Source organism: Rhodococcus jostii RHA1, from assembly GCF_000014565.1.
GTDB classification, from domain to species: Bacteria; Actinomycetota; Actinomycetes; order Mycobacteriales; family Mycobacteriaceae; genus Rhodococcus_F; species Rhodococcus_F jostii_A.
Genome location: NC_008268.1, coordinates 2748131 through 2773790, shown reverse-complemented (window position 1 = coordinate 2773790; position 25660 = coordinate 2748131). Strand labels below are relative to the sequence as shown.

The following is a 25660-nucleotide window of genomic DNA, read 5'->3' as shown; positions in this document are numbered from 1 at the left end:
GCTACGCCATCAGCGGGGCCAGTCGTTCCGCGTGCTCGCGCAGCGACGGGACGTGGCGCAGCATGAGGTGTTCGTGATCGACGTGTCCCGACAGGGCGAGACTGCCGACGAGTGCGCCCGTGCCGGACCGGAGGGGGACCGCGACGCAGGCCGACGCGTCCCGGAGCTCCGCGAGTTGGGTGGCGAAGCCCTCGCTTCGGATCAGGTCCAGATTCGCGAGCAGCTCGCTCCGCGCGACGATCGTGCGGGCCGTCAGCGCCCGTGGCTCCCACCGCGGAATCACGGATTCGAGTTCCGACTTCTCCGCGAGAAGGAGTTTGCCGACCGCGCACGCGTAGAGGTGCTGGTTGAGAAACGACTCGTCCTCCGGCGGCGGGTATTCGGGGTCGGCGTCGGCTGTGCGGACGGCCACGTTGGTGTAGTAGAACAGGTGGACTCCGAAGCGCACCGACAGTCGTAGTTCGGCGAGAACCTCACGCGCCGCCGCACACACGGTGGGCACGACGGCGGCGTCGACGAGGATCCCGATCTTCTGGCCCAGCGCGAACCCGGACAGGTCGGGGAGCCGCACCACATAGCCTTCGCCCACGAGAATGTTGAGCAGTCGATACGTGGTCGCCGACGGCATCGACAGGCGGGCCGCGATGTCTTTCGCGGTCACACCCGAGCCGGCCCGGGCCACCTCCTCGAGCACCCGCAGCGCGCTGGTGACGGCCTTCGGCTGCCGCCCCGACAGGGCTCTGTCGTCGGCGCTCACCGGCGGACCTCCCACGGGCGGTACCGGCCCAGCAGGTCTTCGGCCACGGCCTCGTCGTACACACCCATCCGTTCTCCGATTCCGGGGGATCTCCTGGCGCGGATCGCGAAGACCGCGGCGCCGACAAGCATCAGAAGCACGTAGACGGCGGTCGCCGCGCCCGCGACATACGTGCGCGAGAACGCCGCCCACCCGACCAGGGCGACCATCGCCGTCGCCGTCAGCACACCGATGATCAGGGGAAGCCGAGTGAGTTCGCCGATCCGCCGGAGGAACGCCGGCGTCGCGACGCACAGCAGCACGTACGCGAGGACGTAACCGTGGGCGGACACGGCGAGGAGTCCGATCAGGACTTCGCGGCTCGAACCGCTGACGAACAAGTAGAGGACGGGCACCGCGACGACGACCGGCATCGCCGCCGTCAATGCCACGTGCGGGGTGTGGAACCTGTGGTGCGTCCGGCCGAACACGCTCGGGACCACCCCTTCGCGTCCCATCGCGAACAGGGTCCGCGACAGCGCCGTCGTCGAACCGAGGACGCATGCGAACCAGGAGGCGGTGATGCCGAGTTCCATGACGATCGACAGCGCCGACGAACCGGCGCCCGACGGGTCGGGCAAGGTGAGGACGATCGGCAGCGAATCGACTCCCTGCCGCACCGGCTCCGGCAACTGCAGGGCGGCCGCGAACACGTAGAGAACGCCCAGGGCGATGGGGGTCCACCGGATGGCGCGCGGGACGGCGACGAACGGGTTGCGGGCTTCCCGCGCCACCGTGCCCGCACTCTCGAAACCGACGAACGACGTGATCGCGAGCAGCACGGCGAACCCGACCGCGGAACCCGATTTCGCGCCGCCCGCGGTCGGGGTCGCGCCTTCGCGAACCGATTGCACGAACGCGACCACCAGCGCGGCGGAGGCGGCCACGATCGCGAACACCTCGATGGCCAGCATGATCCGCGCCGACAGTGTCACGCCCCGGACCATCAGGAGAAGGGCGAGAAGCCCGACGATCGCGGCGAGGACCGCGATGAGAGGCGTCCCCGCCGGAAGCCCGACTCGCCCGAGCAGCGCGGCGAGGTAACTCGCGGCACCGAGCGTGCTCGCCATGGCCGCGGCCGCGTAGCCGACGAGCAGCGACCAGCCCCCGCCGAAACCGGGCACCGGCCCGAGTCCCTTCACGATGTAGCTGTAGAGACCGCTGACCGCCACCATGCGGGTGGCGAACTGTCCGATGCAGTAGCCGACCGCCGTCATCAGAATCGCCGCCGCGACGAACACCGCGATGGTGGCCCGGCCCGCGTCGGGTATGACGAGAGCAGGCAAAGTGACCATCACGGCCGACGGTGCGACCGCGGACACGGACTGTCCGAGCACCTGGACGAAACTCAGACGCGCCCGCTCGAGACCGGCGACCGGTGATCTAGTTCTGATTCTCGGTGTACCGGACACCACGCACCTGCTCTCCACACTTTCCGGCCGGTCCAGCGCGAGTGATCAACCCGGGGCTGCATGAGTTGCACGCTAGCGCAGGAGACGAGCGCGATGCGCCGATCGGAATTAATTTTCGATCACCTCGAATGAGAATGGCCGGGGAATTCGTTCCCGATTCCGGGGCCTGCGACGCCGCACACGGCGGATCAGCTGCACCGACCCGAAAAGCCGGAATGAGAATCGGCGGCGCGGCGGCCGGAAAAGTCGAATGAGAATGCCGCAGCCGCTGATTCCCATCCGGATTTAGTAGTGACCGGCGACACATCCGGGGTTTATCGTGGGTTCAGGCCGCAGCACGACGAGGTGAACTCATCCGCCAAAAGTGTTCTGCAGAAGCCGGATTCATTCACAGATTCATTCACTCCACCGAAGAGGACATGATGACTGCAGTCGTTCACACCCCAGCCGGACTCGACCCCCGGGTCGTCGACTTCGTTTCGTCGCCGAAGCGCATGTTCGTCGACGGCCGATGGGTGGACTCGGCGTCGGGCAGGACGTTCGAGACGGTCGATCCCGCCACCGGACAGGTGATCACGACAGTGCCGCACGCCGGAATCGAAGACGTGGACCGGGCGGTAGCGGCGGCCCGGCGGGCCTTCGAATCCGGGCCGTGGCGCTCGCTCACCCCCGCGGAACGTCAGCGGATCCTCTGGAAGATCGGCGAGGGGATCCTGGCCCGGGCCGATCAGTTCGCGCAGCTCGAGTCGATCGACAACGGCAAGTCCGTGGCGGTGGCGAAGGCCGTCGACGTGACGTGGGCAGCGGAGATCTTCTTCTACTACGCCGGCTGGGCCACCAAGATCGAGGGCCGCACCATCCCCGTGTCGGTGCCGTGGGCGCCCGGAGCACGTTTCCACGCCTTCACCACCCGTGAACCGGTCGGTGTGTGCGCACAGATCATCCCGTGGAACTTCCCGCTGGTGATGGCTGCGTTCAAGGTGGCGCCCGCGCTGACCTGCTCGAACACCATGATCCTCAAGCCTGCGGAGCAGACCCCGCTCACCGCGTTGCTCCTCGCCGAGGTGATCGCCGAGGCCGGCGTCCCCGACGGCGTGTTCAACGTGCTCACCGGTTTCGGCGACATCGGCGCGGCGCTGTCGAGTCACGACGACGTCGACAAGGTCGCGTTCACCGGTTCGACCGAGGTCGGAAAGAAGATCGTCAATGCCGCGTCGGGGAACCTGAAGAAGGTGTCCCTCGAACTCGGTGGCAAGAGCCCGCAGGTGATCTTCTCCGACGCCGACCTCGAGGCTGCGATCCCCGGCGTGGCCGGCGGGTTCCTGTTCAACCACGGCCAGGCCTGCACGGCCGGAACGCGCCTGCTCGTCGAAGACCGGATCTTCGACGAATTCACCTCCGGTGTAGCCGATTTCGCGAAGTCGCAGAAGATCGGGCCTGGGCTCGACCCCACCAACGACGTCGGCCCGCTGATCTCCCAGGAGCAGTTGGGCAAGGTCACCGGATACATCGACGCCGGACTCGCCGACGGTGCCCGCGCGCTCTCCGGTGGGCACCGGCACGGCGACACCGGCTTCTACGTCGAGCCCACCCTGCTGGTCGACGTGAACCGCGACTTCAGCGTGTACCAGGAGGAGATCTTCGGCCCGGTCGCGGTGGCGGTGCCGTTCAACCGGGAGGAAGGCGTCCGCGCGGCCGCCAACGACACCCCCTACGGCCTCGCCGCCAGCGTGTGGACCCGGGACGTGTCCCGCGCCCACGAGGTGGCCGCCGAGATCAAGGCGGGCACGGTGTGGGTGAACTGCCACAATGCGTTCGACACGGCGCTTCCGTTCGGCGGCTACAAGCAGTCCGGGTGGGGACGCGAACTCGGTGAAGGCGCCATCGCCGAATACACCCAGAGCAAGTCCGTCAACATCGCACTCTAGATTCCTCGACCGGACTCGAAATGAGAATCGTCCTGCGTGCGTTCTCATTTGCTGTCGACGGACTGTGACGCAGCGGCAACTGCGCCGACAACTCGCAGTCACATGCTCGTTCCAGAGCTCACCGCGGATCCTCCACGCAGACCCTCTCCTCGTGAAAGTCGAAGGAAGCCATGACAACCAACGCCCCCACGCACTCGAGTGCGGTCAGCGACGGCGCCACTCGCAGACTGGCAGGCACCCTCGGTCCGGGTGCCATCGTGTTCATGGTCGTCGCGGCGGCGGCCCCGTTGACCGTGATCGCCGGAACCGTCCCGCTGGGCATCGCAGCGGGCAACGGTGCCGCCTATCCCGCGTCGTACATCGTCTGCACGGTGGTGCTGCTGTTCTTCGCCGTCGGATTCACGGCGATGGCCAAGCACCTCCCCGGCGCCGGCGCGTTCTACACCTACATCACGCAGGGCCTGGGCCGGCATGCCGGTCTCGGCTCCGCATTCCTCGCGTTGCTGTCCTACACGGCAGTCCAGGGTGCGGTGTACGGATACATCGGAGCCGCCGTCAACGATTTCGTCACCGCTCACGGCGGCCCCGAACTTCCCTGGTACGTGTGGGCCCTGGCTGTGACGGCCGTGGTTGCGATCCTCGGATACCGGCACATCGACCTGTCCGGCAAGGTGCTCGGCGTACTGCTCGTCTGCGAGGTCGGAATCGTCCTCGTCATCGACGCCGCCGTCATCGTCCGGGGCGGCGGCGACGAAGGATTCTCGACGGCGGCGTTCCACCCCGCCGAGTTCTTCTCCGGAGCACCCGGCATCGCACTGATCTTCGCCATCGCCGGGTACATCGGATTCGAGGCCACCGCCGTCTTCCGTGACGAGGCCCGCGACCCGGGCCGCACCATCCCCCGGGCCACCTACCTGGCGTTGCTGGTCATCGGCGGTTTCTACGCACTGTCGAGCTGGGCGATGGTCAGTGCGTGGGGCGACGAGGGTGCCGTGGCCATCGCGACCGAGAATCCGGAAGGGATGATCACCGAGACCGCCACCCGCTATGTGGGCGCGATCGCCGGCGACCTGGTTCAGATCTTCCTGATCACGAGCCTGTTCGCGGCCCTGCTGTCCTTCCACAACGTGCTTTCCCGGTACATCTTCTCCCTCGGGAACAGTGCGGCCCTGCCCGCGGGATGCGGCCGCTCGCACGCCAAGCACGCGTCGCCGTACATCGCATCGGTCGTGCAGACGGCATCCGCTCTCGTCCTGATCGCCGCGTCCGCCGTCGCCGGACTCGACCCGGTGACCGAGGTGTTCGCCTGGTTCGCCGGCGTGTCCTCGGTCGGCATCGTCGCACTGATGACCCTGACCTCCGTGGCCGTCCTCGTCTACTTCGGCAGGACGCGGGTGGACCGGCGGGTGTGGAACACCGTCATCGCACCCCTGCTCGGCCTCGTCGGCCTGGCCGGGCTCCTGATCATGACCGTCGCCAACCTTCCCCTTCTCGTCGGCGGGTCGAGCACTCTCGCCGCCGTCATCGGGGTCCTGCTCGTCGGAACCTTCGCCGGCGGGGCAGCCGTCGCCGTACTCCGACCCCACGCCGCACGCCACGACACCGCTCTACCGCAGCACGACACGAACGACACCATCATCGACAAGGAGATCGCACGATGAGTACCGCCACCACCGAGACCCCGGCCACCGTCGGTTCCGCCGCCCCGGATCATCCGCTCACTCCGTTGTCTGCGGACGAGATCCGTTCGGCGAAGGCACTCCTCACCGACGAAGGGCTGATCGGCGAGAACGTGCGCTTCGTCTTCGTCGCGCTTGCCGAGCCGCACAAGTCGACGGTCCTCGCGTTCACCGCGGGCGACCCGATCGAGCGACGCGCCCGGATCCTGCTGCTCGACCGCTCCACCGGCATCGGCACCGACCTCGTCGTGTCGGTGACGGAGAACCGCGTGATCAGCTCGACTACTGTCGATTCCGCCACCGACGGCCACGTGCCGATCCTCGACGAGGAGTTCGAGGACATCGAGGCGTTCCTGCTCGGCAGCTCCGACTGGCTCGCGGCGATGTCCAAGCGCGGCATCGAACCGTCGAAGGTCCGGGCGGTTCCCCTGTCGGCGGGCGTGTTCGGTCACGAGGACGAGGTCGGGCACCGCATCGTCCGCGTCCTCGCCTTCCACCAGGAGGACAAGGCGGACCTGCCGTGGGCGCACCCCATCGACGGGGTCGTGGCCTACGTCGATCTCACCGCGCGTCGCGTCGTGAAGGTGGTCGACGAGATCGAGCTTCCCGTGCCCGCCGAGCGCGGCGAATGGAACGCCGAACCGCACGCGACAACCACCCGCACCGACCTCAAGCCGATCGAGATCACTCAACCCGAGGGCGCCAGCTTCTCCGTCGACGGCAACGAGATCACGTGGGCCGACTGGAAGTTCCGCTTCGGTTTCGATGTGCGCGAGGGCCTGACGCTGCACCAGCTCTCGTTCGACGACGGGGGAGTGGAACGTCCCGTGATCTATCGTGCCTCGATCGCCGAGATGGTGGTTCCCTACGCCGATCCGTCCCCGGTCCGGTACTGGCAGAACTACTTCGACCAGGGTGAGTACCTGTTCGGCCGGTACACCAACTCGCTCGAACTCGGCTGCGACTGCCTCGGCGAGATCCAGTACTTCGACGTCACGATCGCCGACGAGTCCGGTGACCCGCGCGTCATGAAGAACGCGATCTGCCTCCACGAGGAGGATTACGGTGTCCTGTGGAAGCACACGGACATGTTCAACGGCATGACCGAGACGCGCCGCTCGCGCCGCCTCGTCATCTCGTTCTTCCTCACCATCGGCAACTACGACTACGGGTTCTACTGGTACCTCTACCTCGACGGCACCATCGAACTCGAGGCGAAGGCCACCGGAATCGTCTTCACCTCCGCCTACCGCGGCGCCGAGGGATTCTCCACCCAGATGGCACCCGGGCTCGGCGCCCCGTTCCACCAGCACCTCTTCTCCGCCCGGCTCGACATGGCCGTCGACGGCAACGTGAACACCGTCGAGGAAGTGGATGCCGTGCCCGTCCCGATGGGTCCGGAGAACCCGTGGGGCAATGCCTTCCGCTGCCAGAAGACCAAGCTGACCACCGAATCAGAGGGGCAACGCACCGCCGACAACCTCAAGGCCCGGGTCTGGCACATCACCAATCCCACCAAGCAGAACCGGCTGGGGCAGGACGTCGGGTACGCGCTGCACCCCGAAGGTCAGCCGGTGCTCCTGGCGGACCCGTCCAGTTCGATCGCCTCCCGCGCCGCGTTCGCGACCAAGCACCTGTGGGTCACGCAATACGACGAGTCCGAGCGTTATCCCGCAGGCGACTTCGTCAACCAGCACCCGGGACAGGCGGGCCTGCCGACGTTCGTGGCGGGCAACCGGGACATCGAGGGCGAAGACCTGGTGCTGTGGCACACGTTCGGGCTGACGCACTTCCCCCGGCCCGAGGACTGGCCGGTCATGCCGGTCGACTATGCCGGGTTCACGCTGAAGCCGGTCGGATTCTTCGACCGCAACCCCGCGCTGGACGTGCCGGCGAGCACCGCGAAGCACTGCTGCGAAGGCTAGAAGTCGTGTCCGCCGTCTTTTCTCCGATCGCCCGCCGCACCAGTCATTGGTTGCGGCGGGCGGCCGCGGTCCTCGCGGTGGCCGCGGCAGGGCTCCACGCCGCGTCGCTCGGTGAGCATGCGACGTCGTCGCCGATGGTCGGCCTGGTGACCGTCGCGATGATCTTCGGATGCCTGTACTGCGCGCGGCACCTGTGGATGCGCGGATCGCACCGGGATTGGGGTCTCGTCGCGCTGATGAACGTCGGCATGATCGCGTTGCACGTCACCGTGATGAGTCCCGGATCCGGTGGCGGCGGCCACCACGGGCACGCGATGCACGCGGCGGCGTCGGCTCCGATGGGTCATTCGATGTCGACTCCGATGGCGGCGGCACTCGCGACGGCCGCACTCGAAGCGGTCGTCTCCGTGACGGTGCTGTTCTACCAGACTCGGCTCGACGCTCGAGAAGTCCCGGCCTGACGGAGAGGATTAGTTTTGCACTGGCGCAAGATCGTTCGCCACCAGTGCGAGAATGTCGTTCGCGTGACTGACGGCAATGAAATGACCACCACCGCTGATCGGGTGCCAGACAGCGCCGGGAGTCTTGTCCGCTACCGTCTTGTTGATGATCTCAGGCACCAGGGTGTCAGCGCTGCCCTGCCAGAAGTGCACGGGGCGCGTCACTTTCGTCATGTCGAACGGCCAGGCCTTGTAGAGCATCGTGGCGTCGACGACGAGTCCGTCCGCGCCATGCCGAAAGCACTCGCGCCCTGCCCTCAGGAACGCGTCGAGGACCTTCTCGTCAGACAGCACCTCCCGATCCGCGGTGCACGCCGACTGCGTGATCGCCTTCGCGTAGCGGTCCGCGAAGTGGGTGGCACTGATACCGAGCACGTCGTACATCAGTGTGAAACCAGGGTGGAAGTGAAGTTCCAGGCGGCCGCCCAGCGCGTCGACGCTGCTGAGATACTTGGCGGCCCAGTTCGATCCGAACGTTCCGTAATTGCCACCGGCGATGCACACGACATTCACCAGGCGCGCGGGGTCCAGATACGCGGCGGCCGCCAGGGCCCACGGTCCACCCTCGGACCAGCCGGTCACCGCGAATCGCTGTGCGCCGAAGGAGTCGGCCAGCAACAGGAGGTCATCGGTCCAGCCTTCGAAGGTGCGGCCCGGTTGAGGATCGGACCCGCCGATGCCAGGCCTGTCCGCGCACACGAATCTCAGTCCGTTGGCCTTCGCATGCGAATCGAACAGCTCGGCCTCCAGTCGGCTCGAGGGTCCGCCGTGGTTGTGCAGCACGAGTGGTCCGCCCGGGTCACCGGCTTCGAGATACGTGATGGTCCGGTCGCCGACCCGGATACTGCCCTCTCGCATCACGTGGACTCCTCACAGCGTTGGCCGGACGCCGAAAGTGGATTGGCGGCGTCGAAACTGCAGGTACTCCGATCAATCCCCATTAGACATCACCGGCGGGCAGGCGGTACACCCGTCGTGCGGTTTCGCCGAAGAAGAGTGCTTGTTCTGTCGACGGCAAGCCGCCGAGTGCTGCCTGGACGGTGGACACCATGGTTTCGGTATCCCACAGCAGATGGTCGATCGGGTAGTGAGAGGCGAACATGCATCGCCCGGCGCCGAAGATGCTGAGGGCCGTCCGGACCCACCGACCGATCGCCTCCAGGGATGTTCCGAAAATGAGGGCGATTCCCTGCAACTTGAGGACGACGTTCGGAAACTGACTCACTGCCGCGAGGCGTTCCTCCCAACGGGTGAAGCCCTCCGTAGTGAGGTCGACCGGCCAACCGGCCGCTTCCAATACAAACGTGGTGTCGGGATACGCGGCGATGAGTTCGTGCGTGGCGGGTAGCTGCTCGTCGTAGACGAGCAGATCCCACACCAGCCCCGCATCGGCGACCTGCTCGAATCCACGCAGCCAGGCCGGGTCTGACAGGTAGTCGCTGCGCGCACCCAGGCGCTTGATCGGGTCGGCCGCCCAGTACAGCGGCTGACGCACAGCCCGGACCACCGGGAGATCCCCGTATCGCGCGAGAACGCCTGTCAGATCGCCTGAATCGAGCTGCACGGCCGCGATGAAGGCGTTCGGCACACCGGCACGGTCGGCGCAATGCTGAATCCAGACGGCCTCCGCGACTCCGTCTGCAGCACCGAACTCGCACGCGACCGAGGCCGTGACGGGCGTTCCCTCGACCTGTGCCCGATAGTCGTGCGGCAGGTACCGGTGCGCAGCGTCATAGTAGTTCGGCAGCAAGGCGGTGAGCGGGGGTGGGCGACTGTCGATCCACGGGTACGCGAGGTCGGGCAGGTTGATGAAATGATGATGAGCATCGACAATGTCCACCTCACACAGCATATTTCAGTCGTCGACGTGGGATCGGGCAATTGGTCGAGCGCGGCGCGTGTGGTCGCGTGGATCGTTAAGGTGTCGACATGGAACGCCGGATCGACGAAGCCCTGGTCCATTACGTCGAGCACGGCATCGGCGTGCCGCTCGTGGCTCTGCACGGAGCCGGCGTCGATCATCGTGAGATCGAGGCGGCGATCGAGGCCGTCGTTCCCGGCACGGGATACCGACGGATCTACCCGGACCTGCCGGGGATGGGCCTCTCGACAACCGGCGGCCTGACCTGCAACGACGATGTGGTGACGCTGCTCGGTGACTTCATCCACAGTCTGGGTGCGGGCCCGGTGTTGCTGGTCGGACATTCCTACGGCGCGTACCTGGCACGCGGGGTGGCCGCACAGCGACCGGACACGGTGCGCGGCCTGGCGTTGTTGTGTCCGGTCACCGAGCGGTCACGACACGTGCCCGATCACGCCGTGGTTCGCCAGGACGCCGATGCCTACGACGAACTCGAACATGCGCAGAGGGCGGGGTTCGACGAGTACTTCGTCGTGCGCACGCCGGCCACCGCTCGCCGCTACCGGGACCATGTTCTGCCGGGTACGACGCTCGTCGACGAGGATGCCCTCGGGCGCATCTTCGCCGGGTGGACGGTCGACGTCGGGTCGAGTGCGTTCTCGGGACCGACGTTGATCGTGGCGGGCCGCCGCGATTCGGTCGTCGGGTACACCGACGCGGCCGAATTGCTCGAGCGCTACCGGCACGCCACCCTGGCCGTCGTCGATGGCGTCGGTCATGCACTCATGCACGAGCGGCCCGAACTACTTGCCGCCCTGTTCGGCGACTGGTTGGATCGGCTGACGTGCTCGGCCGATGGTTCTACCGGGACGTTTCCGTCCAGGTGACCGGCAGTTCGTGGACGCCGTAGATGTTCATGTCGGTCCTGAGTTTCACGTCGCCGGCGGGGATGGCGAGCCCCAGGGTCGGGAAGCGGCGCAGCAGTCCCTCGAATCCGGCGCGCATCTCGAGACGGGCCAGTTGCTGGCCCAGGCACAGATGGACGCCGTGGCCCAAGGACAGGTGACCGCGGGCCTTGCGGCGGATGTCGAGGGTGTCGGGGTTGTCGAAGCGCTGCGGGTCGCGGTTCGCGGCCAGCAACGAGACGACGACCGTCGATCCCGCGCGGATTGTTTCGCCGCCGAGTTCGATGTCCTCGGTGGCGTAGCGATAGAAGATGTCGGCAACGGACAGGTAGCGCAGAAGTTCCTCGACGGCATCGGGGAGCAGGTCCGGGTCGGTGCGAAGTTCCGTCAGCTGCTCGGGGTTCTCCAGCAGCGCGAAGGCGCCCAGCGCCAGCATGTTGGCGGTGGTTTCGTGGCCGGCGAGCAGCAGCAGGAAGGCGGCACCGGTCAGCTCCTCGATGGTGAGGTCGTCATCGCGGGCCAGATCGGACAGTATGTCGTCGCCGGGGGCGGCGCGCTTGCGCGTGACCAGATCGGCCAGGTACGTGCTCAGTGCGCCGTACGCGGCCATCTTGTCGTCGAGCGGCTGGTCCTTGATCAGGAACTTGGCGGAGTTGACCTGGAAGTTGTCCCGGTCCGCGTAGGGGACACCGAGCAGTTCGCAGATCACCAGCGAGGGCACCGGCAGCGCGAACTCCTTGACCAGGTCGACCGGCGGGGTCAGGCGCGCCATCGCGTCCAGTTGCCGCTCGGCGACGTCGATGATGTGGTCTTCGAGCTGCTTCATGCGTTTGACGGTGAAGGCGCCGGCGAGTTTGCGCCGCATCCGGGTGTGGTCCGGCGGGTCCATGGCGATGAACACGCCCGGCATCTGCGGGGACGGCTCGGTGGCGGCGGGCATGCCGGGGGTCTCGTACGGCACGTGGAGAATGCCGATGTCCTGGCGGGAGCTGAACCGGGTGTCGGCCATGAGCTGGCGGACCGCGTCGTAGCCGGTGACGAGCCAGCCCTCGTGACCGTCGGGGAAGACCATGGGACTGACGGGACGAGTCTCGCGCAGCCGGGTGATCCGCCGGGGCGGGTCGAAGGGGCCCGCATCGCGTTCCATGGGGAGGCCGTACGGGACGGCGACCGTTTTACTCATCGGATGTCCTTTCGTGGCAGTGTCAGTTGCGGGCCGTGCCGCTACCGCGAGTACTCCCGGTTGAAAAGCCTTTTCGACCAGAGGTATCCGCCGAGGGCGATGACGGCGCACCAGCCGAGCGCGATCCATGCGTTGTTCCCGATCGGGGTACCCATGAGCAGGCCGCGCAGGGTTTCGATGATCGGGGTGAACGGCTGGTACTCCGCGAACCAGCGCAACCCGGCAGGCATGGAGTCGGTGGGGACGAACCCACTGCCGAGGAAGGGCAGCAGAACCAGCGGCATACCCACATTGCTCGCGGCCTCGACGGTCTTGCTCACCTGGCCGAGCGCGACGGAGAGCCAGACGAGCGCGAACGTCACCACCACCAGGAAGCCGGCAGTGGCCAGCCACGCGCCCACCCCCGCGGTCGGCCGGAAGCCGACCAGCAGTGCCACTCCGATCACGATCGCGACGCTGAGCATCGCCTGGATCACGCTGCCCAGCACGTGTCCGGTCAGCACCGAGACGCGTGCGATGTGCATGGTGCGGAACCGGGCGATGATGCCCTCGGTCATGTCCATCGCGACCGAGATCGCTGTGCCTTGGACCGCGGCCGTCACGGTCATCAGGATGATCGCGGGCACAACGTAGTTGACGTACTCGGCGCGCCCGCCGGACACCCCGCCGAGCCCTGCGCCCAACGTGCCGCCGAACACGTAGACGAACAGCAGCAGGAAGACGACCGGCATTCCGACGAGAGTCACGGTCATCGACGGGTACCGCAGCATGTGATCGAGGTTGCGGCGCAGCATCGTTGCCGAGTCGCGCAGCGGGTGGAACCGGAGGTCCGCGGGGGCCGGCTCGGCGAGGGTGTGGGCGGGGGCGCTGATCATGAGGTCACCTTCTCGTTGCGGGGGTTACCGGTGAGGGCGAGGAAGACGTCGTCGAGATCGGGGGTGTGCACGGACAGCTCGACGACCTCGACGGCCTCGTCGTCGAGCCGGTCGATCAGGGTCTTGAGCGAGCGGAGGCTGCCGTCGCTGGGTACACGGAGGGCGAGCGCGTCGGGGTCGCGCGAGACCTTGTCGAGGACGCGCTCGGCCGCTTCGAGGCCGCGTGGGTCGGCGAACTGCAGGCGGACGTGGCTCCCGGGGATGCGGCGCTTGAGCTCGTCCGCGGTTCCCTCGGCGACCAGGCAGCCGTGGTCGAGGACCGCGATCCGGTCGGACAGTTCGTCGGCTTCCTCCAGGTACTGGGTGGTCAGGAAGATGGTGACGCCGGTGGCGACCAGGTCCCGGACGATCTGCCACATGGCCCGGCGGCTGCGTGGGTCCAGGCCGGTGGTCGGTTCGTCGAGGAAGATCACGCGCGGGCTGCCGACCAGGGTCATCGCGAGGTCGAGCCGCCGCCGCATGCCTCCGGAGTAGGTCGAGACCGGCTTCGAGGCCGCGTCGGCCAGGTCGAACTGTTCGAGCAGCTGCGCGGCGCGCCGCCGGCCGTCGCTGCGGGCGAGGTGGTGCAGATCCGCCATCAGCAGCAGGTTCTCCTTGCCGGTGAGCAGGTTGTCCACCGCCGAGAACTGGCCGGTGACACCGATTGCGGCGCGCACCGCGTCGGATTCGCGGGTGAGGTCGTGGCCGGCGACTCGGGCGTCACCGGCGTCGGCGCTGATCAAGGTGGACAGGATGTTGACCGTGGTGGTCTTCCCGGCGCCGTTCGCGCCGAGTAGGGAGAAGACCGTTCCCTGCGGGACGGTCAGATCGATGCCGTCGAGCACCACGTGGTCGCCGAACGACTTGCGCAACCCGGTCACCGCGATGGCCGGCTGAGATTGCCTGGTGGTCATGGTTTCCCTTTCTCGAAGTCCAGAAGTGGATCAGGAACGACGGATCGTGATGCCGCCGAACGAGGTGTGCGCGCGGATCTCGACGGTCTCGTCGGACGCCTCGGGCCGGGTGGTGTTGTCCAGCAGGTTGCGTACCTGGCCGAACTTGGTGTTCACCTCGAGCCAGGCGGCGGTGCCCTCGGCGATGCCGATCTCCAGGTCGCCCATCGCGGTCCCGAGCTCGACCGAACCGCGGGCCACCTCGCCGAGGCGAATGCTGCCGTTGGACGTCTTCGACTCGACACTCGCGCCGGCCCGGTCGACGGAGATGTCGCCGTTCGCCGAGCGCACGTGGACGTCGCCGGTGACCGCGGCGATCACGGTGTCACCGTTGGAGTTCTTGACGATTGCGGAGCCCTCGATCTCGCCGATGCGGACCTTCCCGGAGCCGGTGCGGATCTCGGCGTTGCCCGCGACACCGTCCGCGGTGACGTGACCGGCCGCGGTGTCCACTCGCAACGGACCGGTCTGCTCGAGCCGGACGTTCCCGGTGGAGGTCTTGAACCGGCACTGCCCGAGCCGGCCCGTGCCGCTGAGGTCTCCTACCTGCACCTCGCCGGAAACCTGCGAACCGCTGGGCAGGTCGATGGACACCTCCACCGACCTGGACTTGCGGGAGAAGTCGAGAACGCGCGCTTTCGGCCCCATGACCTGGAGCACGCCGTTCGCGTAGTCGACGCGGACCCGCTGGGCGGCCTGCACGTCCGACTCGTCGGATTCGTCGCTCGGGCGCACGTCGACGGTGGTGTCGGTGCGGTCGCTCGCGGTGATCCGCACATTGCCGACGCCGAGCTCGATCGTGACGGAAATCGGTTCGGGTGTATCGAAATTGGGCATAGCTGTCCCCTCAGGATGAGTTGGTGAAACATCCCCGCAGGTCGGGGACGTGGTGTGGGTAAGGCGGTGCGGCTAGCGCACCCAGCCGGTGAGGCTCTGCTTGGTCGGTTTGCCGCGCTGCTGGGCGTGCTGGACGCGGTCCGGTTGCTGCAGCGCGGACGAGGCCGCGCGGACCAGCCAGGCGTTGACCGAGCGCCCCTCCTTGGCTGCGGCCTCCTCGACCGCGGCCTTGAGCTGTTCGGGTAGGCGCACGTTGATCCGCGCGGTCGGGCCGTCCTCGGCGATCGGGGTGCCACCGTCCGCCGGTGCGGCATCGTCATCGGCCGGTTCCTCGATCGGCTCGGCGGGCCGCGCGGTCACGACGAAGTTCGGGTCGCGCCCGCGCAGGCGCAACTCCACCGATCCCGGGGCCAGATCCTGGGTGATCTCGTCCGTGGCGGCGGACAGTGCGTCCAGCAGCGTCATCCGGATCGCCGATTCGAGCGACCCGGTCAGGCGCTCGACCAACGCACGGGATTCGTCACCGCCGGCTTCGGCGAGGGTGGCGAATTCACGTCCGAGGTTGCTCACATACGGTGTCAAATCCATGGTGCCATCGTGGCACAGCGATGGCACCATGGCAAGGGTTTAGTGGCTCAATGGCGGTGCCACATGGCACCACCGGGCTCCTCTCGGATGAAAATTGCTGGTTGTTGCCCCTCGGCCAGTCGATCAGACGTCTCTCGAGGTCAACGGTGACGGCCGAGCGCCGTCCACGTCCGTGATGTCATAGCGTTCGGCCATGGCGGCCGCGACCAGCACCTGTCCGGAATGCGTCATTATTTCGGGATCGGCGGCCAGCGCGGCGATGACACGGCCGATGAACTGTGGCGACTCGGAGTTCGACAGGTCGAGGTACGCCGCAGCCTCCATCACCTTCTCCGTCCGAACGAGTCCCGGATAGAGCGAGACGACGGCGATGTCGTGTGACAGGAGTTCGTATGCCATGTCAGCGGACAGCTTGTCGGTCGCGGCCTTCGAGACGCCGTACGGCACATTCGCGATGTGCTTCTGCGCGGCCCAGAACGAGATGTTCACGATGAGCCCGGATCGCTGGGGGACCATCATGCGGGCCGCGAATGTGCCGGCGACGTAATGCGCTCTGACCCCGGCGGCGAACATCGCATCCCATCGCCAGATCGGTTGCTCCCAGAAGGGAAGGCCCCACGTGAACCGGCCGTCGTCGACCATGCGCTCGTAGCCACCCCACACGTTGTTCACCAGTAGATCGAGTCGCCCCGTCTCCGCGGTCACGCGGCGAAAGACAGCGGAGACCTGTTCGTCATCGGTGTGATCGCAGGTGGCCGGGATGCATCCGGCCGGCAAGTGCGCGTCGTGCACCGTGCGTCCGGTGACGTACACCGTCGCTCCGGCCGATGCCAAATGTTCCGCTACGCCTCGGCCCACTCCGCGGCTGCCGCCGGTCACGAGCGCGACCTTGCCGTCGACCAGGTGATCGCCCATGAGTACGAATGTCGGGGACCGGGCGGCGCGTGTCAACGGCACGGTGCCCTGCGAATAACGGCCGGAACCTCCCTGGGCAACGGCAGTCTGCGCCTAGAATCCCAGTGAGCAGCGACTCCCACTCGACCTCTGCGTACGAAGGGATCGACCCCATGAGCTTGTCGACTCGTAGCCGGCTGCGTCGAACGGCCACCGCGCTCAGCATCGTTCTTGCCCTCGCCACCGTTTCGTGCGGATCGGACGATCGCGGCGGCGAACAGCAAGCAGCGGAGCACGGTCCCGACGTCGCGCACACCGATGCTCCCGACGCCGACAAGATCGTCGATATCGTTCGCGACAAGCTGACGGAGCTCGATCTCAGCGGCGCCGTGTTCGGTGTGTGGCGCGGCGACGAGGAGATCGTCGCCGGGGCGGTGGGAGAGTCGCCGCTCGGCGTTCCCGCGACGCGTGACATGCAATTGCGAGTCGGCCAGCCGATGGAACCGATGCTGTCGACCGTTCTGCTGCAGCTGGGCGAGGCCGGAACGCTGAGTCTGGACGAGCCGATCGCCAAGTGGGTGCCCGACTTTCCGCGGGCCGACAAGATCACCCCGCGGATGCTCGCCAACAGCACCACCGGCATTTCGGACTACGTGACCAACCCCGATTTCCTGAAGATCTTCTACGCAAATCCGATCAAAGGCTTTACGTCTCAGGAGATCTTCGACCTGGCCAACGCCCGCCCGCCGCTGTTCGAACCGGGGACCAGTTTTGCCTACGCGCACAGCGACCTGTGCCTGCTCGGTGTGGTACTCGAGAAGGCGGCGGGAAAGCCGTTGGGCGACCTCCTGAAGGAGCGGATCTTCACGCCGCTGGGGATGGACGCGAGCAGCGTGGTGCTGACACCCCAGATGAGTGAACCGACCCTGCACGGCTATACCAACGAACGTGGCGTCTTCGAGGACTCCACGTTCTGGAATCCCACGGCGTTCCTCAACAGCGGCAACATGAACTCGACGGTGGCCGAAGTCGCGCGGTGGGTTCGTGCGCTCGGCACCGGCGAACTCCTGTCCGACACGGCGTTCACGGAGATGATGGCGGACAAGACCGCCGGGCTGGGCCCGCTGACTGCGGACAAGTACTTCGCATTCGGAACCGTTCACCTGGGCAGTTGGCTGCTCATGAACCCGGCATTCGGGGGCTACAACGGCATCGCCCTCTACGAAACGGAGTCGAAGACCACGATTGTCGTATACGCCACGCTCGGACCGACGGCCAATGCCAACGCCAATAACACTGTGCCGATCGGCAAGGAGATCGGTGCCCTCCTCTTCCCCGACAACCCGCCGAAGGTGCCCTGACGCTCACCGCGCAGGTCGACGGGAGGAACCCGGCGGGTCCGCGAAAACCGTTGTCGCTACGGCTAACCGGCATCCTCTTGGGCGGCGAGTTGCACCCTGATCCGCGACGTCGCGTTGATCAACGACTCATTGTTGACGGCGGCCGCAGCGTCGGCGTCGCCCTTGCGGGCGGCCTCGACGAGACGTTCCTGGTACCTCCACAACGAGTCGTCTCCGGGCGTGTCGAGGGTGCCCTGCGCACCGACGATCTTGTAGGCACGGCAGTGTTGCCACAGGGTGCGGATGGAATCGACCAGCACGGGGTTCGCTGATGCTTCGTAGAGAATCGTCAACAGCGCCTCGTCGTGATCGAGCAGCGCCACCACCCGGCGTTCGGCGATAGCGGCCTGCATGAGCTCGTACTCGGTGTGCATCCGCTCCACGTCCGCGGGGCTGATCTGCTGGGCGCCCAATCGTGCGGCTTCCACCTCGAGCAACCGTCGCACGTCGTAGACGTGGACCAGTTCGGCCAGGGTCAGGCCTTTCACGACCGCGCCCTTGTGGGGGACGCGCTCGGCCAGACCGGCTTCCTCGAGCCGCCGGATCGCCTCGCGCACCGGCATCACGCTCGTCCCGACCTGCGCGGCGATGTCGCGAATGCGCAGGCGGGAGCCGGCAGGCAGATCGCCGTTCATGATCGCCTCGTGCATCGTCTCGTAGACCTGGTCGGTCAACAGGGACGTTTCGGCGCGCTTGGTCATTACCACAGCTCAAATATAAACCGCACGAGGGGCGCAGCTGTGCGGCAGACGACCTGCGCGAGTCTGCGAGCCGCGCCGCACACCGGTGCCGCGACACACCGGCAGCCTGAGTTGGTCGTGCGTCCAGAGCGTTTACGCTCGTCGGAGGTGCTCGGGGCGGAGTGACGGACGGCGGGTGGGCTGTGAAACACAGGGCGCGTAGATCAACTCTGGTGGTGGTGACGGCAGCGGCCGCGGTACTGACACCGATCGTGGCGTCGGCCCCGGTGGCAGCGGATCCGGTCGGGTTCACGAAGACCACGCTCCATTTCCAGGTTCTCGTCGGACCGAACCGGGACGAGCCGTGCGACGTGATCGGCGACGTGTACAAACCCGACTCGGCGTCGGCGTCGAATCGGGTGCCCGCCGTCCTCACCACCAACGGCTTCGGCGGTTCCAAGAACGATCAGGCCGGTATCGCCTCGTTCCTCGCGTCCCGCGGTTACGCGGTGCTCGCGTACTCCGGGCTGGGCTTCGGCGGTTCCGGCTGCAAGATTCACATGGACCACCCCGACTACGACGGGCGCGCGGCGAGTGAACTGGTGAGCTTCCTCGGTGGACGCGACGGCATGGCGTTCGTCGATCCCGCGCACACCGTCCCCGTCCCCGGTCTCGACTACGTGGTGCAGGACCCGACCGCTCACCACGGCGTCGCCGAGGCGCACGATCCGCGGGTCGGCATGATCGGCGGTTCCTACGGCGGGGCCGTGCAGTTCGCTGCGGCCTCGGTGGATCCCCGGATCGACACGATCATCCCGATGATCACGTGGAACGACCTCAGTTACTCGCTCGCGCCCAACGGCACCGACCAGATCACCGGGGTCAGCACGTCGGTTCCCGGTGCGTCGAAGGTGGTGTGGTCGCTCATGTTCGGGGCCATCGGCGTGACCAACCCCCGGGCCGAGGGCTACGCGCAGGACCCTGTGCGGGCGTTGGGTTGTCCCAATTTCGCCGACCCCGCGTGCCCCGCGCTGACGCAGGCCGCGGTGCAGGGCTATCCGGACCCGGGGTCCGTCGACTTCCTGCGCCGGTCGTCCGTGGTCTCGTACGCGGACCGGGTGAAGATTCCGGCGTTGATCATGCAGGGCCAGCAGGACACCCTGTTCGATCTCAACGAAGCGACGGCCACGTTCGAGACCCTGCAGGCGCAGGGCGACGACGTGAAGATGATCTGGCACAGCTGGGGGCATTCCGATCTCACTCCCGCCGAGGGCGAGATCAGCATGAAGGATCCGAACCCCGACACCCAGTACGAGACGGGCCGGATGGTCGACTGGTTCGACCACTATCTGAAGGACAGCGCGGTCGACACCGGGCCGGTGTTCAGCTACTTCCGCAACTGGATCGACTACACCGGCAACGCCGCACCCGCGTACGCCGAATCCTCGGATATTGCGGTAGGCCAAGACTATTCGCTCTACCTCTCCGGCGACGGCGCACTGACCGACCGACTCGACGGCATCGTTCCCGGCTCGCAGACGCTGAACACGCTGCCCGGCGGCCTCCCCACCGACCGGGAGGCGCCGGACACCCGGCCGGGGAACCAGGTCCCGCAGGGCATGATCTCCGGCACCCAGGCCGAATGGTCGTCCGGCATCCTCGATGCCCCGCTGGACGTGGTGGGCGCCCCGACGCTCGACGTCCGTGTCACCGCTGCACCCGCGGTCACCGGGGTCGAGGACTCGGTCGTGGTCTTCGCGAAGCTGTACGACGTGGCTCCCGACGGCACCGAAACGCTGATCAACGGACAGGTCGCTCCGGTGCGCATCGTGGCACCCGGTGAGCCCCTCGAGGTCACGATGCCGGCCATCGTCCACCGCTTCGACGAGGGGCACCGCGTTCGCCTCGTGGTGTCCGGGGGAGATCCGAGCTTCCGCGGAAGCCTGGTGCCGCACCAGGTCACCATCGCGTCCGGTGACCCGGGGCAGGCGCTGGTGCTGCCGGTGACCGGCAGCTGAGGTTCGGGCTCGTCCTGCTCACTCCCGCATGATCATCAGGGCGGCTTCCCGCTCGAGATCGAGGTAGGGCTCGCCGCTAACGTCGATCGCGACCCGATTGATCGTGCCACCGGTGAAGCGGTGGGGTGATTCGCCCGGGTAGTCGTCGGTGATCGGCTCGCCTGGGTGGCGGCCGACGTACGCCCCGGCACCCGCGATCGCGAACGCACCGAGCTGCGTCTTGATTCGCCCCTCTCCGACCTTTCGGTCGGCGTGGTACAGCGACAGAATTCCTGTGGTGAACGTCGGCTCCTGCCCATCCTTGTCGAACGAGGCAGACAGGATCAGATCCGTTCCGAAGGGGATGTCCTCGGAGCCGACGATCATCTGTTCTTCACTGCCCACGAAGTTGTTGACGTAATGCAGCCGTTTGTTCTTCACATACAGTGCGTGGCCACCGAAGCGGGATCCGATCGCGAAGAGGACGCCTTCGGCTCCCGGCGCCGGGATGTCGACGAGCGCACCGATCACGAACGATCGGCCGCGGGTGTTGACCGCTTGCCACTCGGACACTGCGGCGACGTCCGGGTAGTACACGTACCGGTTCCGCGTCGCTGTGAGCTGGGGTCGGGGCGTGTTCATGATCTCGACACCTGATCGATCGTCCAGCGGGAACGCCGCGTTCGCACCGGCTTCGGCGAACCAGAGGTTCACCATCTCCCGCAGCTTGTCCGGGTGCTTCGCAGCCAGGTTGTTCACCTCGGCGCGATCGATGTCCGTGTGGTAGAGCTCCCATTCGTCGTCGTTGAAGTGGCCCCAGCCCGCCAGAGTCGGATGTGTCGTGACGGCTTTCCAGCCTTCGTGCCAGATCGACCGCGACCCGAGCATCGCGTAGAACTGTGACTTGCGCGCCGAGGACGTGGATTTGTCGTCGATACTGCTCCGCATGCTGACGCCGTCGAACGGGCTCTGGACGTGTCCCTTGATCGTCTCGGGGGCGTCGATCCCGAGGATGTCCAGGATCGTCGGCACCACGTCGATCGCGTGATGGTACTGGTCGCGGATCTCGTCCCGGGCCTTGGTTCCGGCCGGCCACGAGATGATGCAGGGGTCGGCGGTTCCGCCGTTGAACTCGTAGCGCTTCCACATCTTGAACGGGGTGTTGAACGCCATCGCCCAGCCGTTGGCGTAGTGGTTATATGTCTTGGGTCCGCCGAGATCGTCGAGCTTCGCGAGGTTTTCGGCGAGGTCGTCCGGGATGCCGTTGGCGAACTTCATCTCGTTGACGGAACCGTTCGGACCACCTTCACCGCTCGCGCCGTTGTCGGAGACGACCACGATCACGGTGTTGTCCAACTGATCGTTCTGCTCGAGATAGTCGAGCAGACGCCCGATGTGATGATCGGCGTGGGCCAGGAAACCTGCGTAGACCTCGGCCATTCGCGCGAAGAGGCGCTTCTCGTCGTCGTTCAGGGTGCTCCACGGGCGGGTGTAATCGAGTTCGGGGAACGGTTCGCCCTCGGGTCCCGACCGGGTTTCGGGGGTGCCGATCGGGTTGATCGGCGGAAGCTCGGTGTCCGCGGCGACGATCCCCAGCTCCTTCTGCCGGGCGAGGGTCTGTTCACGGATCGCGTCGTAGCCCATGTCGAATTTGCCCGCGAATTTCTCGATCCATTCCTTCGGGGCGTGATGCGGGGCATGACATGCGCCGGGCGCGTAGTAGAGGAAGAACGGCTTCTCCGGCGCGATCACCTTGGCGTCCTTGATGAACTCGAGTGCCTTGTCCGTGATGTCTTCGGTGAGGTGATAACCCTCCTCCGGTGAACGCGGCTGATCGACCGGGTGGTTGTCGTAAACCAGATCCGGATACCACTGGTTGGTCTCCGCGCCGAGGAAGCCGTACCAACGCTCGAAACCTCGCCCACTCGGCCAGTTCCGGCGAGTGGCGGCCAAATTCATCTCATCGGTCGGGCAGAGGTGCCATTTGCCCACCATGTAGGTGTTCCAGCCGCGCTCGGCGAGTATCTCCGGGAGCATGCCGTTCTCCGGCGGGATCGTTCCACTCGCGTTCGGGAATCCGATCGAAGCCTCGGTGATGCAGGCCATGCTGTTGCGCGTGTGGTTGCGTCCCGTCAGCAGGCAGGAGCGGGTGGGTGAGCACAGCGCCGTGGTGTGCCATTGGGTGTAGCGAACACCCTTGGCGGCGATCCGGTCGATGTTCGGCGTTTCGATCGGCCCGCCATAACAGCGCATCGCCGAGAAACCGACGTCATCGAGGACGATATAGACGACGTTGGGCGCATCGGCGGGAGCCTTGGGTGGCTCGAAGGGGGCCCAGTCCGGTACCGAGTCGCGAATGTCGACGTTGACGACACCCCGAAATGGCTTGCCCATGGCACGGCTCCTCACGTGTAGTCCTGGGTTTCAGCGTCGGCCGCCGCGCCGTCGCGAACCTCACCCGGCACGGGTGAACCCGGTGAGCGCCCGACCGCGGCGGGACCTCGCGAGAATGGGCATCGAAGTGATTGACATCACAGGAGGGCCTGGCCCACACTGGAACCCTAAATTGAACCCGATGTCAAGATCAATATTGCGTCGGCTGGTTGAGAGGAACCACAGGTGACCAAACTCGGAGGAGTGTGCGACAAGCGCTTCACGGCGTTGCAGGAGGCACTGAAGGACAATCTCGACTCCGGTGAGGAACTCGGCGCGTCGATCGTCGTGACCCTCGACGGAGAGCCGGTGGTCGACATGTGGGGCGGATGGTCCGACACCGATCACACCACCGAATGGGAGCGCGACACCATCACGAACGTGTGGTCGTGCACCAAGACGGTTACCGCGCTCGCCGCATTGGTGCTCGCGGACCGCGGACTGCTGGACGTCTACGCGCCCGTCGCGAAGTACTGGCCGGAATTCGCCGCGGCAGGCAAGGAACGCGTCGAGGTCCGCCATCTCCTGTCACACACGTCGGGTGTGTCGGGGTGGGATCAGCCGATCACGGTCGAGGACACGTACGACCTGGCAGAGTCCACGAAACGGCTTGCCGCCCAGGCGCCGTGGTGGGAGCCGGGCACGGCGTCCGGGTATCACGCGCTGAACTACGGCCATCTGATCGGTGAAGTCGTCCGCCGAATCGACGGGCGCACGCTCGGCCGTTTCGTCGCCGAGGAGATCGCCGGGCCGCTGGGGGCCGACTTCCACATCGGATTGGACCCGTCGGAGTTCGGCCGGGTGTCGAACGTGGTCCCGCCGCCGCCGTTGCCGATCGATCTGGCCTCCCTCGACCCCGCCAGTGTCATCGTCAGGACGTTCACCGGCCCCGGACCGGACGCGTCCGCGTCCTGGTCCGACGAATGGCGCAAGGCGGAGAACGGCGCGGCCGGTGGCCAGGGCAACGCCCGGTCGCTCGCCCGGATCCAGTCCGTCGTGGCCTGCGGGGGAGAACTCGACGGCGTCCGCCTGCTGTCGCCGGACACCATCTCCCTGATCTTCGAGGAGCAGTCGAACGGCGTGGATCTGGCTCTGGGGCAACCGATTCGATTCGGCATCGGGTACGGTCTGCCGACGCCCGTGTCCGTGCCGTTCGTACCCGAGGGACGCATCTGCTTCTGGGGTGGCTGGGGCGGCTCACAGGTCGTCGTCGACACCGAACGCCGGATGACCATGACGTACGTGATGAACAAGATGGGGCCGGGACTTCTCGGCTCCGACCGGACCGCCCAGTATGCGACGGCGACGTTCGATGCGCTGAGCTGACGCACCCGTCCGTGGCACCATGCAAGGAGTCACGGGCGCGAGCGACCTCGGAGGCAGGCATGGAGAACGACGTCGAATTGGGGCATCTGCGGCGGTGCGTGGAGTTGGCACGGGAGGCGGTGGAGGCGGGCGACGAACCGTTCGGCTCCGTCCTCGCCTCCGCGGACGGCGTCGCTCTCGCCGAGGATCGCAACCGGGTCGCCGGCGGCGACGCGACCCGCCACCCCGAGTTCGAGCTCGCCCGGTGGGCAGCGGAGAACATGCCGCCCGAGGAACGCGCGAGAGCCACCGTCTTCACATCGGGCGAACACTGCCCGATGTGTTCCGCCGCGCACGGCTGGGTGGGGCTCGGACGCATCGTCTACGTCAGTTCTGCCGCGCAGACGGCGCAGTGGCTCGCCGAACTGGGTGTCCCGCCGGCACCCGTTCGGCCGATCCCCGTCCAGGACATCGCGCCCGACGTCGAGGTGGAGGGTCCAATTCCCGAACTCGAGGAGGCGATCCACGCACTGCACCGGCAATGTCACGCCGGGGCGTGATCAGGACGCCAGCCCCTTGTCCTGCAGCCATTCCCGGGCGATGTCGCCCATGTCCTCGAGGTCGGCCACCCGCTGGTTCATCTCGATGAGATCGTCGGTGGTCAGTGCCGCCGACACGTCGGCCAGGACGCCGCGGACATCGTCGCCTGCCTTGTTCTCGTTGATGATCGGTGTGATGTTCTCCGCCAGGAACAGGTGTTTGGTGTCCTCGAGTGCCACGAGGTTCTCCGAACGCATCGCCGGGTCGGTGCTGAACACGTCCGCCACTTCGATCTGACCGCTCAGCAAGGCGTTGAGCGTCAGGGGACCGCCGGCGTCGAGTGCCAGGAACTCCTTGAACGTCAGGCCGTATTTGTCCCGCAGGCCGGCGACGCCGTTCTCCCGGGTCTTCCATTCGGGCGGGCCGCCGAGGGTCAGCTCGTCGGCGTGGGGCACGAGGTCCTCGATCGTCTCGAGCGAATACTCGTCCGCGGTTTCCTGTCGCACCGCGAGCACGTCCTTGTCCTCGGCGGGGGACGGTTCCAGTGCGATGAGCCCGGCGGGCAGCTTGGCCTTGATCTCCTCGGTCACCTCGTCCGACGCGGTCGCGGTGGTGGCGCTGTCGAGGTATTGGAGCAACGCACCCGAGTACTCGGGCAGCAGGTCGATGGAGCCGTCACGGATGGCCGGGACGTACACCTCCCGGCTTCCGATGTTCAGCTTCTCGGTGACGTCGATGCCGTTCGCGCGCAGCGCCTCCGCGTAGATGGTCGCGATCAGCTGGCTTTCGGGGAAGTCCGCGGAGCCGACGACGATGGCACCGTCGCTGCTTCCGCCGTCGTCGGATGCCAACGGGTCCTTGCCGATCCCGCATGCCGTCAACGACATCAGGGTGGCGCCGGTCAGCGCGACGATCAATGCCTTCTTCATG

General features: G+C 66.7%; 22 protein-coding genes. 9 read left to right on the top strand and 13 right to left on the bottom strand.

The features are described from left to right. Position 1 precedes the first annotated feature (1 nt). The gene (locus tag RHA1_RS12785) at positions 2-757 is read right to left on the bottom strand and encodes an IclR family transcriptional regulator (RefSeq protein ID WP_011595321.1); all 756 of its coding nucleotides are present in this window, start codon (positions 755-757) and stop codon (positions 2-4) included. Next, the gene (locus RHA1_RS12780; RefSeq protein WP_011595320.1) at positions 754-2208 is read right to left on the bottom strand and encodes an APC family permease; all 1455 of its coding nucleotides are present in this window, start codon (positions 2206-2208) and stop codon (positions 754-756) included. Before RHA1_RS12780 ends, RHA1_RS12785 begins: the two co-directional genes overlap by 4 nt. Positions 2209-2630: 422 nt before the next feature. Here RHA1_RS12780 and RHA1_RS12775 point away from each other — a divergent pair, with 422 nt between their 5' ends. The 4 genes from RHA1_RS12775 (at position 2631) to RHA1_RS12760 (ending at position 8201) form a co-directional block, all read left to right on the top strand. Next, positions 2631-4136 (top strand): aldehyde dehydrogenase family protein, encoded by a 1506-nt coding sequence (locus RHA1_RS12775; protein ID WP_011595318.1) that lies wholly within the window; start codon positions 2631-2633, stop codon positions 4134-4136. A 170-nt stretch (positions 4137-4306) separates the two neighbouring features. Beyond that, a complete protein-coding gene (locus tag RHA1_RS12770; protein ID WP_011595317.1) occupies positions 4307-5797 on the top strand; it encodes an APC family permease in 1491 nt (496 codons plus the stop codon). Continuing rightward, positions 5794-7740 (top strand): primary-amine oxidase, encoded by a 1947-nt coding sequence (locus RHA1_RS12765; RefSeq protein ID WP_011595316.1) that lies wholly within the window; start codon positions 5794-5796, stop codon positions 7738-7740. The genes RHA1_RS12770 and RHA1_RS12765 overlap by 4 nt, the downstream gene beginning before the upstream one ends. A gap of 5 nt (positions 7741-7745) precedes the next feature. Then, positions 7746-8201 carry a hypothetical protein gene (locus RHA1_RS12760; protein ID WP_041811394.1) on the top strand — a complete coding sequence of 152 codons (456 nt, stop codon included), beginning with the start codon at positions 7746-7748 and terminating at the stop codon, positions 8199-8201. Positions 8202-8210: 9 nt separating this feature from the next. On the opposite strand, the gene RHA1_RS12755 is transcribed toward RHA1_RS12760, so the two are convergent. Both RHA1_RS12755 and RHA1_RS12750 read right to left on the bottom strand, forming a co-directional pair. Then, positions 8211-9101 carry an alpha/beta fold hydrolase gene (locus tag RHA1_RS12755; protein ID WP_193384930.1) on the bottom strand — a complete coding sequence of 297 codons (891 nt, stop codon included), beginning with the start codon at positions 9099-9101 and terminating at the stop codon, positions 8211-8213. Between the two features lie 79 nt (positions 9102-9180). Next, positions 9181-10092, bottom strand: a complete 912-nt coding sequence (locus RHA1_RS12750; protein ID WP_011595314.1) for an amidohydrolase family protein — start codon at positions 10090-10092, stop codon at positions 9181-9183. A gap of 77 nt (positions 10093-10169) precedes the next feature. On the opposite strand from RHA1_RS12750, the gene RHA1_RS12745 reads away from it, so the two are divergent. After that, positions 10170-10988 (top strand): alpha/beta fold hydrolase, encoded by an 819-nt coding sequence (locus tag RHA1_RS12745; protein WP_011595313.1) that lies wholly within the window; start codon positions 10170-10172, stop codon positions 10986-10988. Here RHA1_RS12745 and RHA1_RS12740 read toward each other — a convergent pair. The 6 genes from RHA1_RS12740 to RHA1_RS12715 form a co-directional block, all read right to left on the bottom strand. Continuing rightward, a complete protein-coding gene (locus RHA1_RS12740; RefSeq protein ID WP_011595312.1) occupies positions 10963-12189 on the bottom strand; it encodes a cytochrome P450 in 1227 nt (408 codons plus the stop codon). The genes RHA1_RS12745 and RHA1_RS12740 overlap by 26 nt on opposite strands. Before the next feature lie 41 nt (positions 12190-12230). Then, on the bottom strand, positions 12231-13064 hold the full coding sequence (locus RHA1_RS12735) for an ABC transporter permease (RefSeq protein ID WP_011595311.1): 834 nt from the start codon (positions 13062-13064) through the stop codon (positions 12231-12233). Continuing rightward, positions 13061-14017 carry a daunorubicin resistance protein DrrA family ABC transporter ATP-binding protein gene (locus RHA1_RS12730; RefSeq protein ID WP_011595310.1) on the bottom strand — a complete coding sequence of 319 codons (957 nt, stop codon included), beginning with the start codon at positions 14015-14017 and terminating at the stop codon, positions 13061-13063. Before RHA1_RS12730 ends, RHA1_RS12735 begins: the two co-directional genes overlap by 4 nt. Before the next feature lie 30 nt (positions 14018-14047). Continuing rightward, a complete protein-coding gene (locus RHA1_RS12725; protein WP_011595309.1) occupies positions 14048-14893 on the bottom strand; it encodes a DUF4097 family beta strand repeat-containing protein in 846 nt (281 codons plus the stop codon). A gap of 72 nt (positions 14894-14965) precedes the next feature. After that, positions 14966-15481, bottom strand: a complete 516-nt coding sequence (locus RHA1_RS12720; RefSeq protein WP_029539147.1) for a YlcI/YnfO family protein — start codon at positions 15479-15481, stop codon at positions 14966-14968. A gap of 123 nt (positions 15482-15604) precedes the next feature. After that, positions 15605-16396, bottom strand: coding sequence for an SDR family NAD(P)-dependent oxidoreductase (locus RHA1_RS12715; RefSeq protein ID WP_041811392.1), 792 nt, complete (start codon positions 16394-16396; stop codon positions 15605-15607). Between the two features lie 152 nt (positions 16397-16548). Between RHA1_RS12715 and RHA1_RS12710 the strand changes: the two genes are divergently transcribed. After that, the gene (locus RHA1_RS12710; protein ID WP_011595306.1) at positions 16549-17736 is read left to right on the top strand and encodes a serine hydrolase domain-containing protein; all 1188 of its coding nucleotides are present in this window, start codon (positions 16549-16551) and stop codon (positions 17734-17736) included. 62 nt (positions 17737-17798) lie between these two features. Here RHA1_RS12710 and RHA1_RS12705 read toward each other — a convergent pair whose 3' ends face one another. Then, positions 17799-18476 (bottom strand): GntR family transcriptional regulator, encoded by a 678-nt coding sequence (locus RHA1_RS12705; protein WP_011595305.1) that lies wholly within the window; start codon positions 18474-18476, stop codon positions 17799-17801. Between the two features lie 215 nt (positions 18477-18691). On the opposite strand from RHA1_RS12705, the gene RHA1_RS12700 reads away from it, so the two are divergent. After that, positions 18692-20473, top strand: coding sequence for a CocE/NonD family hydrolase (locus RHA1_RS12700; RefSeq protein WP_237726871.1), 1782 nt, complete (start codon positions 18692-18694; stop codon positions 20471-20473). An 18-nt stretch (positions 20474-20491) separates the two neighbouring features. On the opposite strand, the gene RHA1_RS12695 is transcribed toward RHA1_RS12700, so the two are convergent. Beyond that, entirely contained in the window at positions 20492-22846 is a 2355-nt protein-coding gene (locus RHA1_RS12695; protein WP_011595303.1) for an arylsulfatase, read from the bottom strand. Positions 22847-23071: 225 nt separating this feature from the next. Here RHA1_RS12695 and RHA1_RS12690 point away from each other — a divergent pair, with 225 nt between their 5' ends. Both RHA1_RS12690 and RHA1_RS12685 read left to right on the top strand, forming a co-directional pair. Beyond that, positions 23072-24211, top strand: coding sequence for an EstA family serine hydrolase (locus tag RHA1_RS12690; protein ID WP_011595302.1), 1140 nt, complete (start codon positions 23072-23074; stop codon positions 24209-24211). A gap of 59 nt (positions 24212-24270) precedes the next feature. Then, positions 24271-24750, top strand: coding sequence for a nucleoside deaminase (locus RHA1_RS12685; RefSeq protein WP_011595301.1), 480 nt, complete (start codon positions 24271-24273; stop codon positions 24748-24750). On the opposite strand, the gene RHA1_RS12680 is transcribed toward RHA1_RS12685, so the two are convergent. Beyond that, positions 24751-25659, bottom strand: coding sequence for an ABC transporter substrate-binding protein (locus RHA1_RS12680; protein ID WP_011595300.1), 909 nt, complete (start codon positions 25657-25659; stop codon positions 24751-24753). It lies immediately after the preceding gene. Position 25660: the final 1 nt, after the last annotated feature.

What these genes read in the sequence shown, in the direction of transcription:
- RHA1_RS12775 (WP_011595318.1), top strand. Translation starts at nt 2,631, where the DNA reads ATGACTGCAGTCGTTCACACCCCAGCCGGACTCGACCCCCGGGTCGTC.
- RHA1_RS12770 (WP_011595317.1), top strand. Translation starts at nt 4,307, where the DNA reads ATGACAACCAACGCCCCCACGCACTCGAGTGCGGTCAGCGACGGCGCC.
- RHA1_RS12765 (WP_011595316.1), top strand. Translation starts at nt 5,794, where the DNA reads ATGAGTACCGCCACCACCGAGACCCCGGCCACCGTCGGTTCCGCCGCC.
- RHA1_RS12750 (WP_011595314.1), bottom strand. Translation starts at nt 10,092, where the DNA reads ATGCTGTGTGAGGTGGACATTGTCGATGCTCATCATCATTTCATCAAC.
- RHA1_RS12745 (WP_011595313.1), top strand. Translation starts at nt 10,170, where the DNA reads ATGGAACGCCGGATCGACGAAGCCCTGGTCCATTACGTCGAGCACGGC.
- RHA1_RS12740 (WP_011595312.1), bottom strand. Translation starts at nt 12,189, where the DNA reads ATGAGTAAAACGGTCGCCGTCCCGTACGGCCTCCCCATGGAACGCGAT.
- RHA1_RS12735 (WP_011595311.1), bottom strand. Translation starts at nt 13,064, where the DNA reads ATGATCAGCGCCCCCGCCCACACCCTCGCCGAGCCGGCCCCCGCGGAC.
- RHA1_RS12730 (WP_011595310.1), bottom strand. Translation starts at nt 14,017, where the DNA reads ATGACCACCAGGCAATCTCAGCCGGCCATCGCGGTGACCGGGTTGCGC.
- RHA1_RS12725 (WP_011595309.1), bottom strand. Translation starts at nt 14,893, where the DNA reads ATGCCCAATTTCGATACACCCGAACCGATTTCCGTCACGATCGAGCTC.
- RHA1_RS12720 (WP_029539147.1), bottom strand. Translation starts at nt 15,481, where the DNA reads ATGGATTTGACACCGTATGTGAGCAACCTCGGACGTGAATTCGCCACC.
- RHA1_RS12715 (WP_041811392.1), bottom strand. Translation starts at nt 16,396, where the DNA reads ATGGGCGATCACCTGGTCGACGGCAAGGTCGCGCTCGTGACCGGCGGC.
- RHA1_RS12710 (WP_011595306.1), top strand. Translation starts at nt 16,549, where the DNA reads ATGAGCTTGTCGACTCGTAGCCGGCTGCGTCGAACGGCCACCGCGCTC.
- RHA1_RS12705 (WP_011595305.1), bottom strand. Translation starts at nt 18,476, where the DNA reads ATGACCAAGCGCGCCGAAACGTCCCTGTTGACCGACCAGGTCTACGAG.
- RHA1_RS12695 (WP_011595303.1), bottom strand. Translation starts at nt 22,846, where the DNA reads ATGGGCAAGCCATTTCGGGGTGTCGTCAACGTCGACATTCGCGACTCG.
- RHA1_RS12685 (WP_011595301.1), top strand. Translation starts at nt 24,271, where the DNA reads ATGGAGAACGACGTCGAATTGGGGCATCTGCGGCGGTGCGTGGAGTTG.
- RHA1_RS12680 (WP_011595300.1), bottom strand. Translation starts at nt 25,659, where the DNA reads ATGAAGAAGGCATTGATCGTCGCGCTGACCGGCGCCACCCTGATGTCG.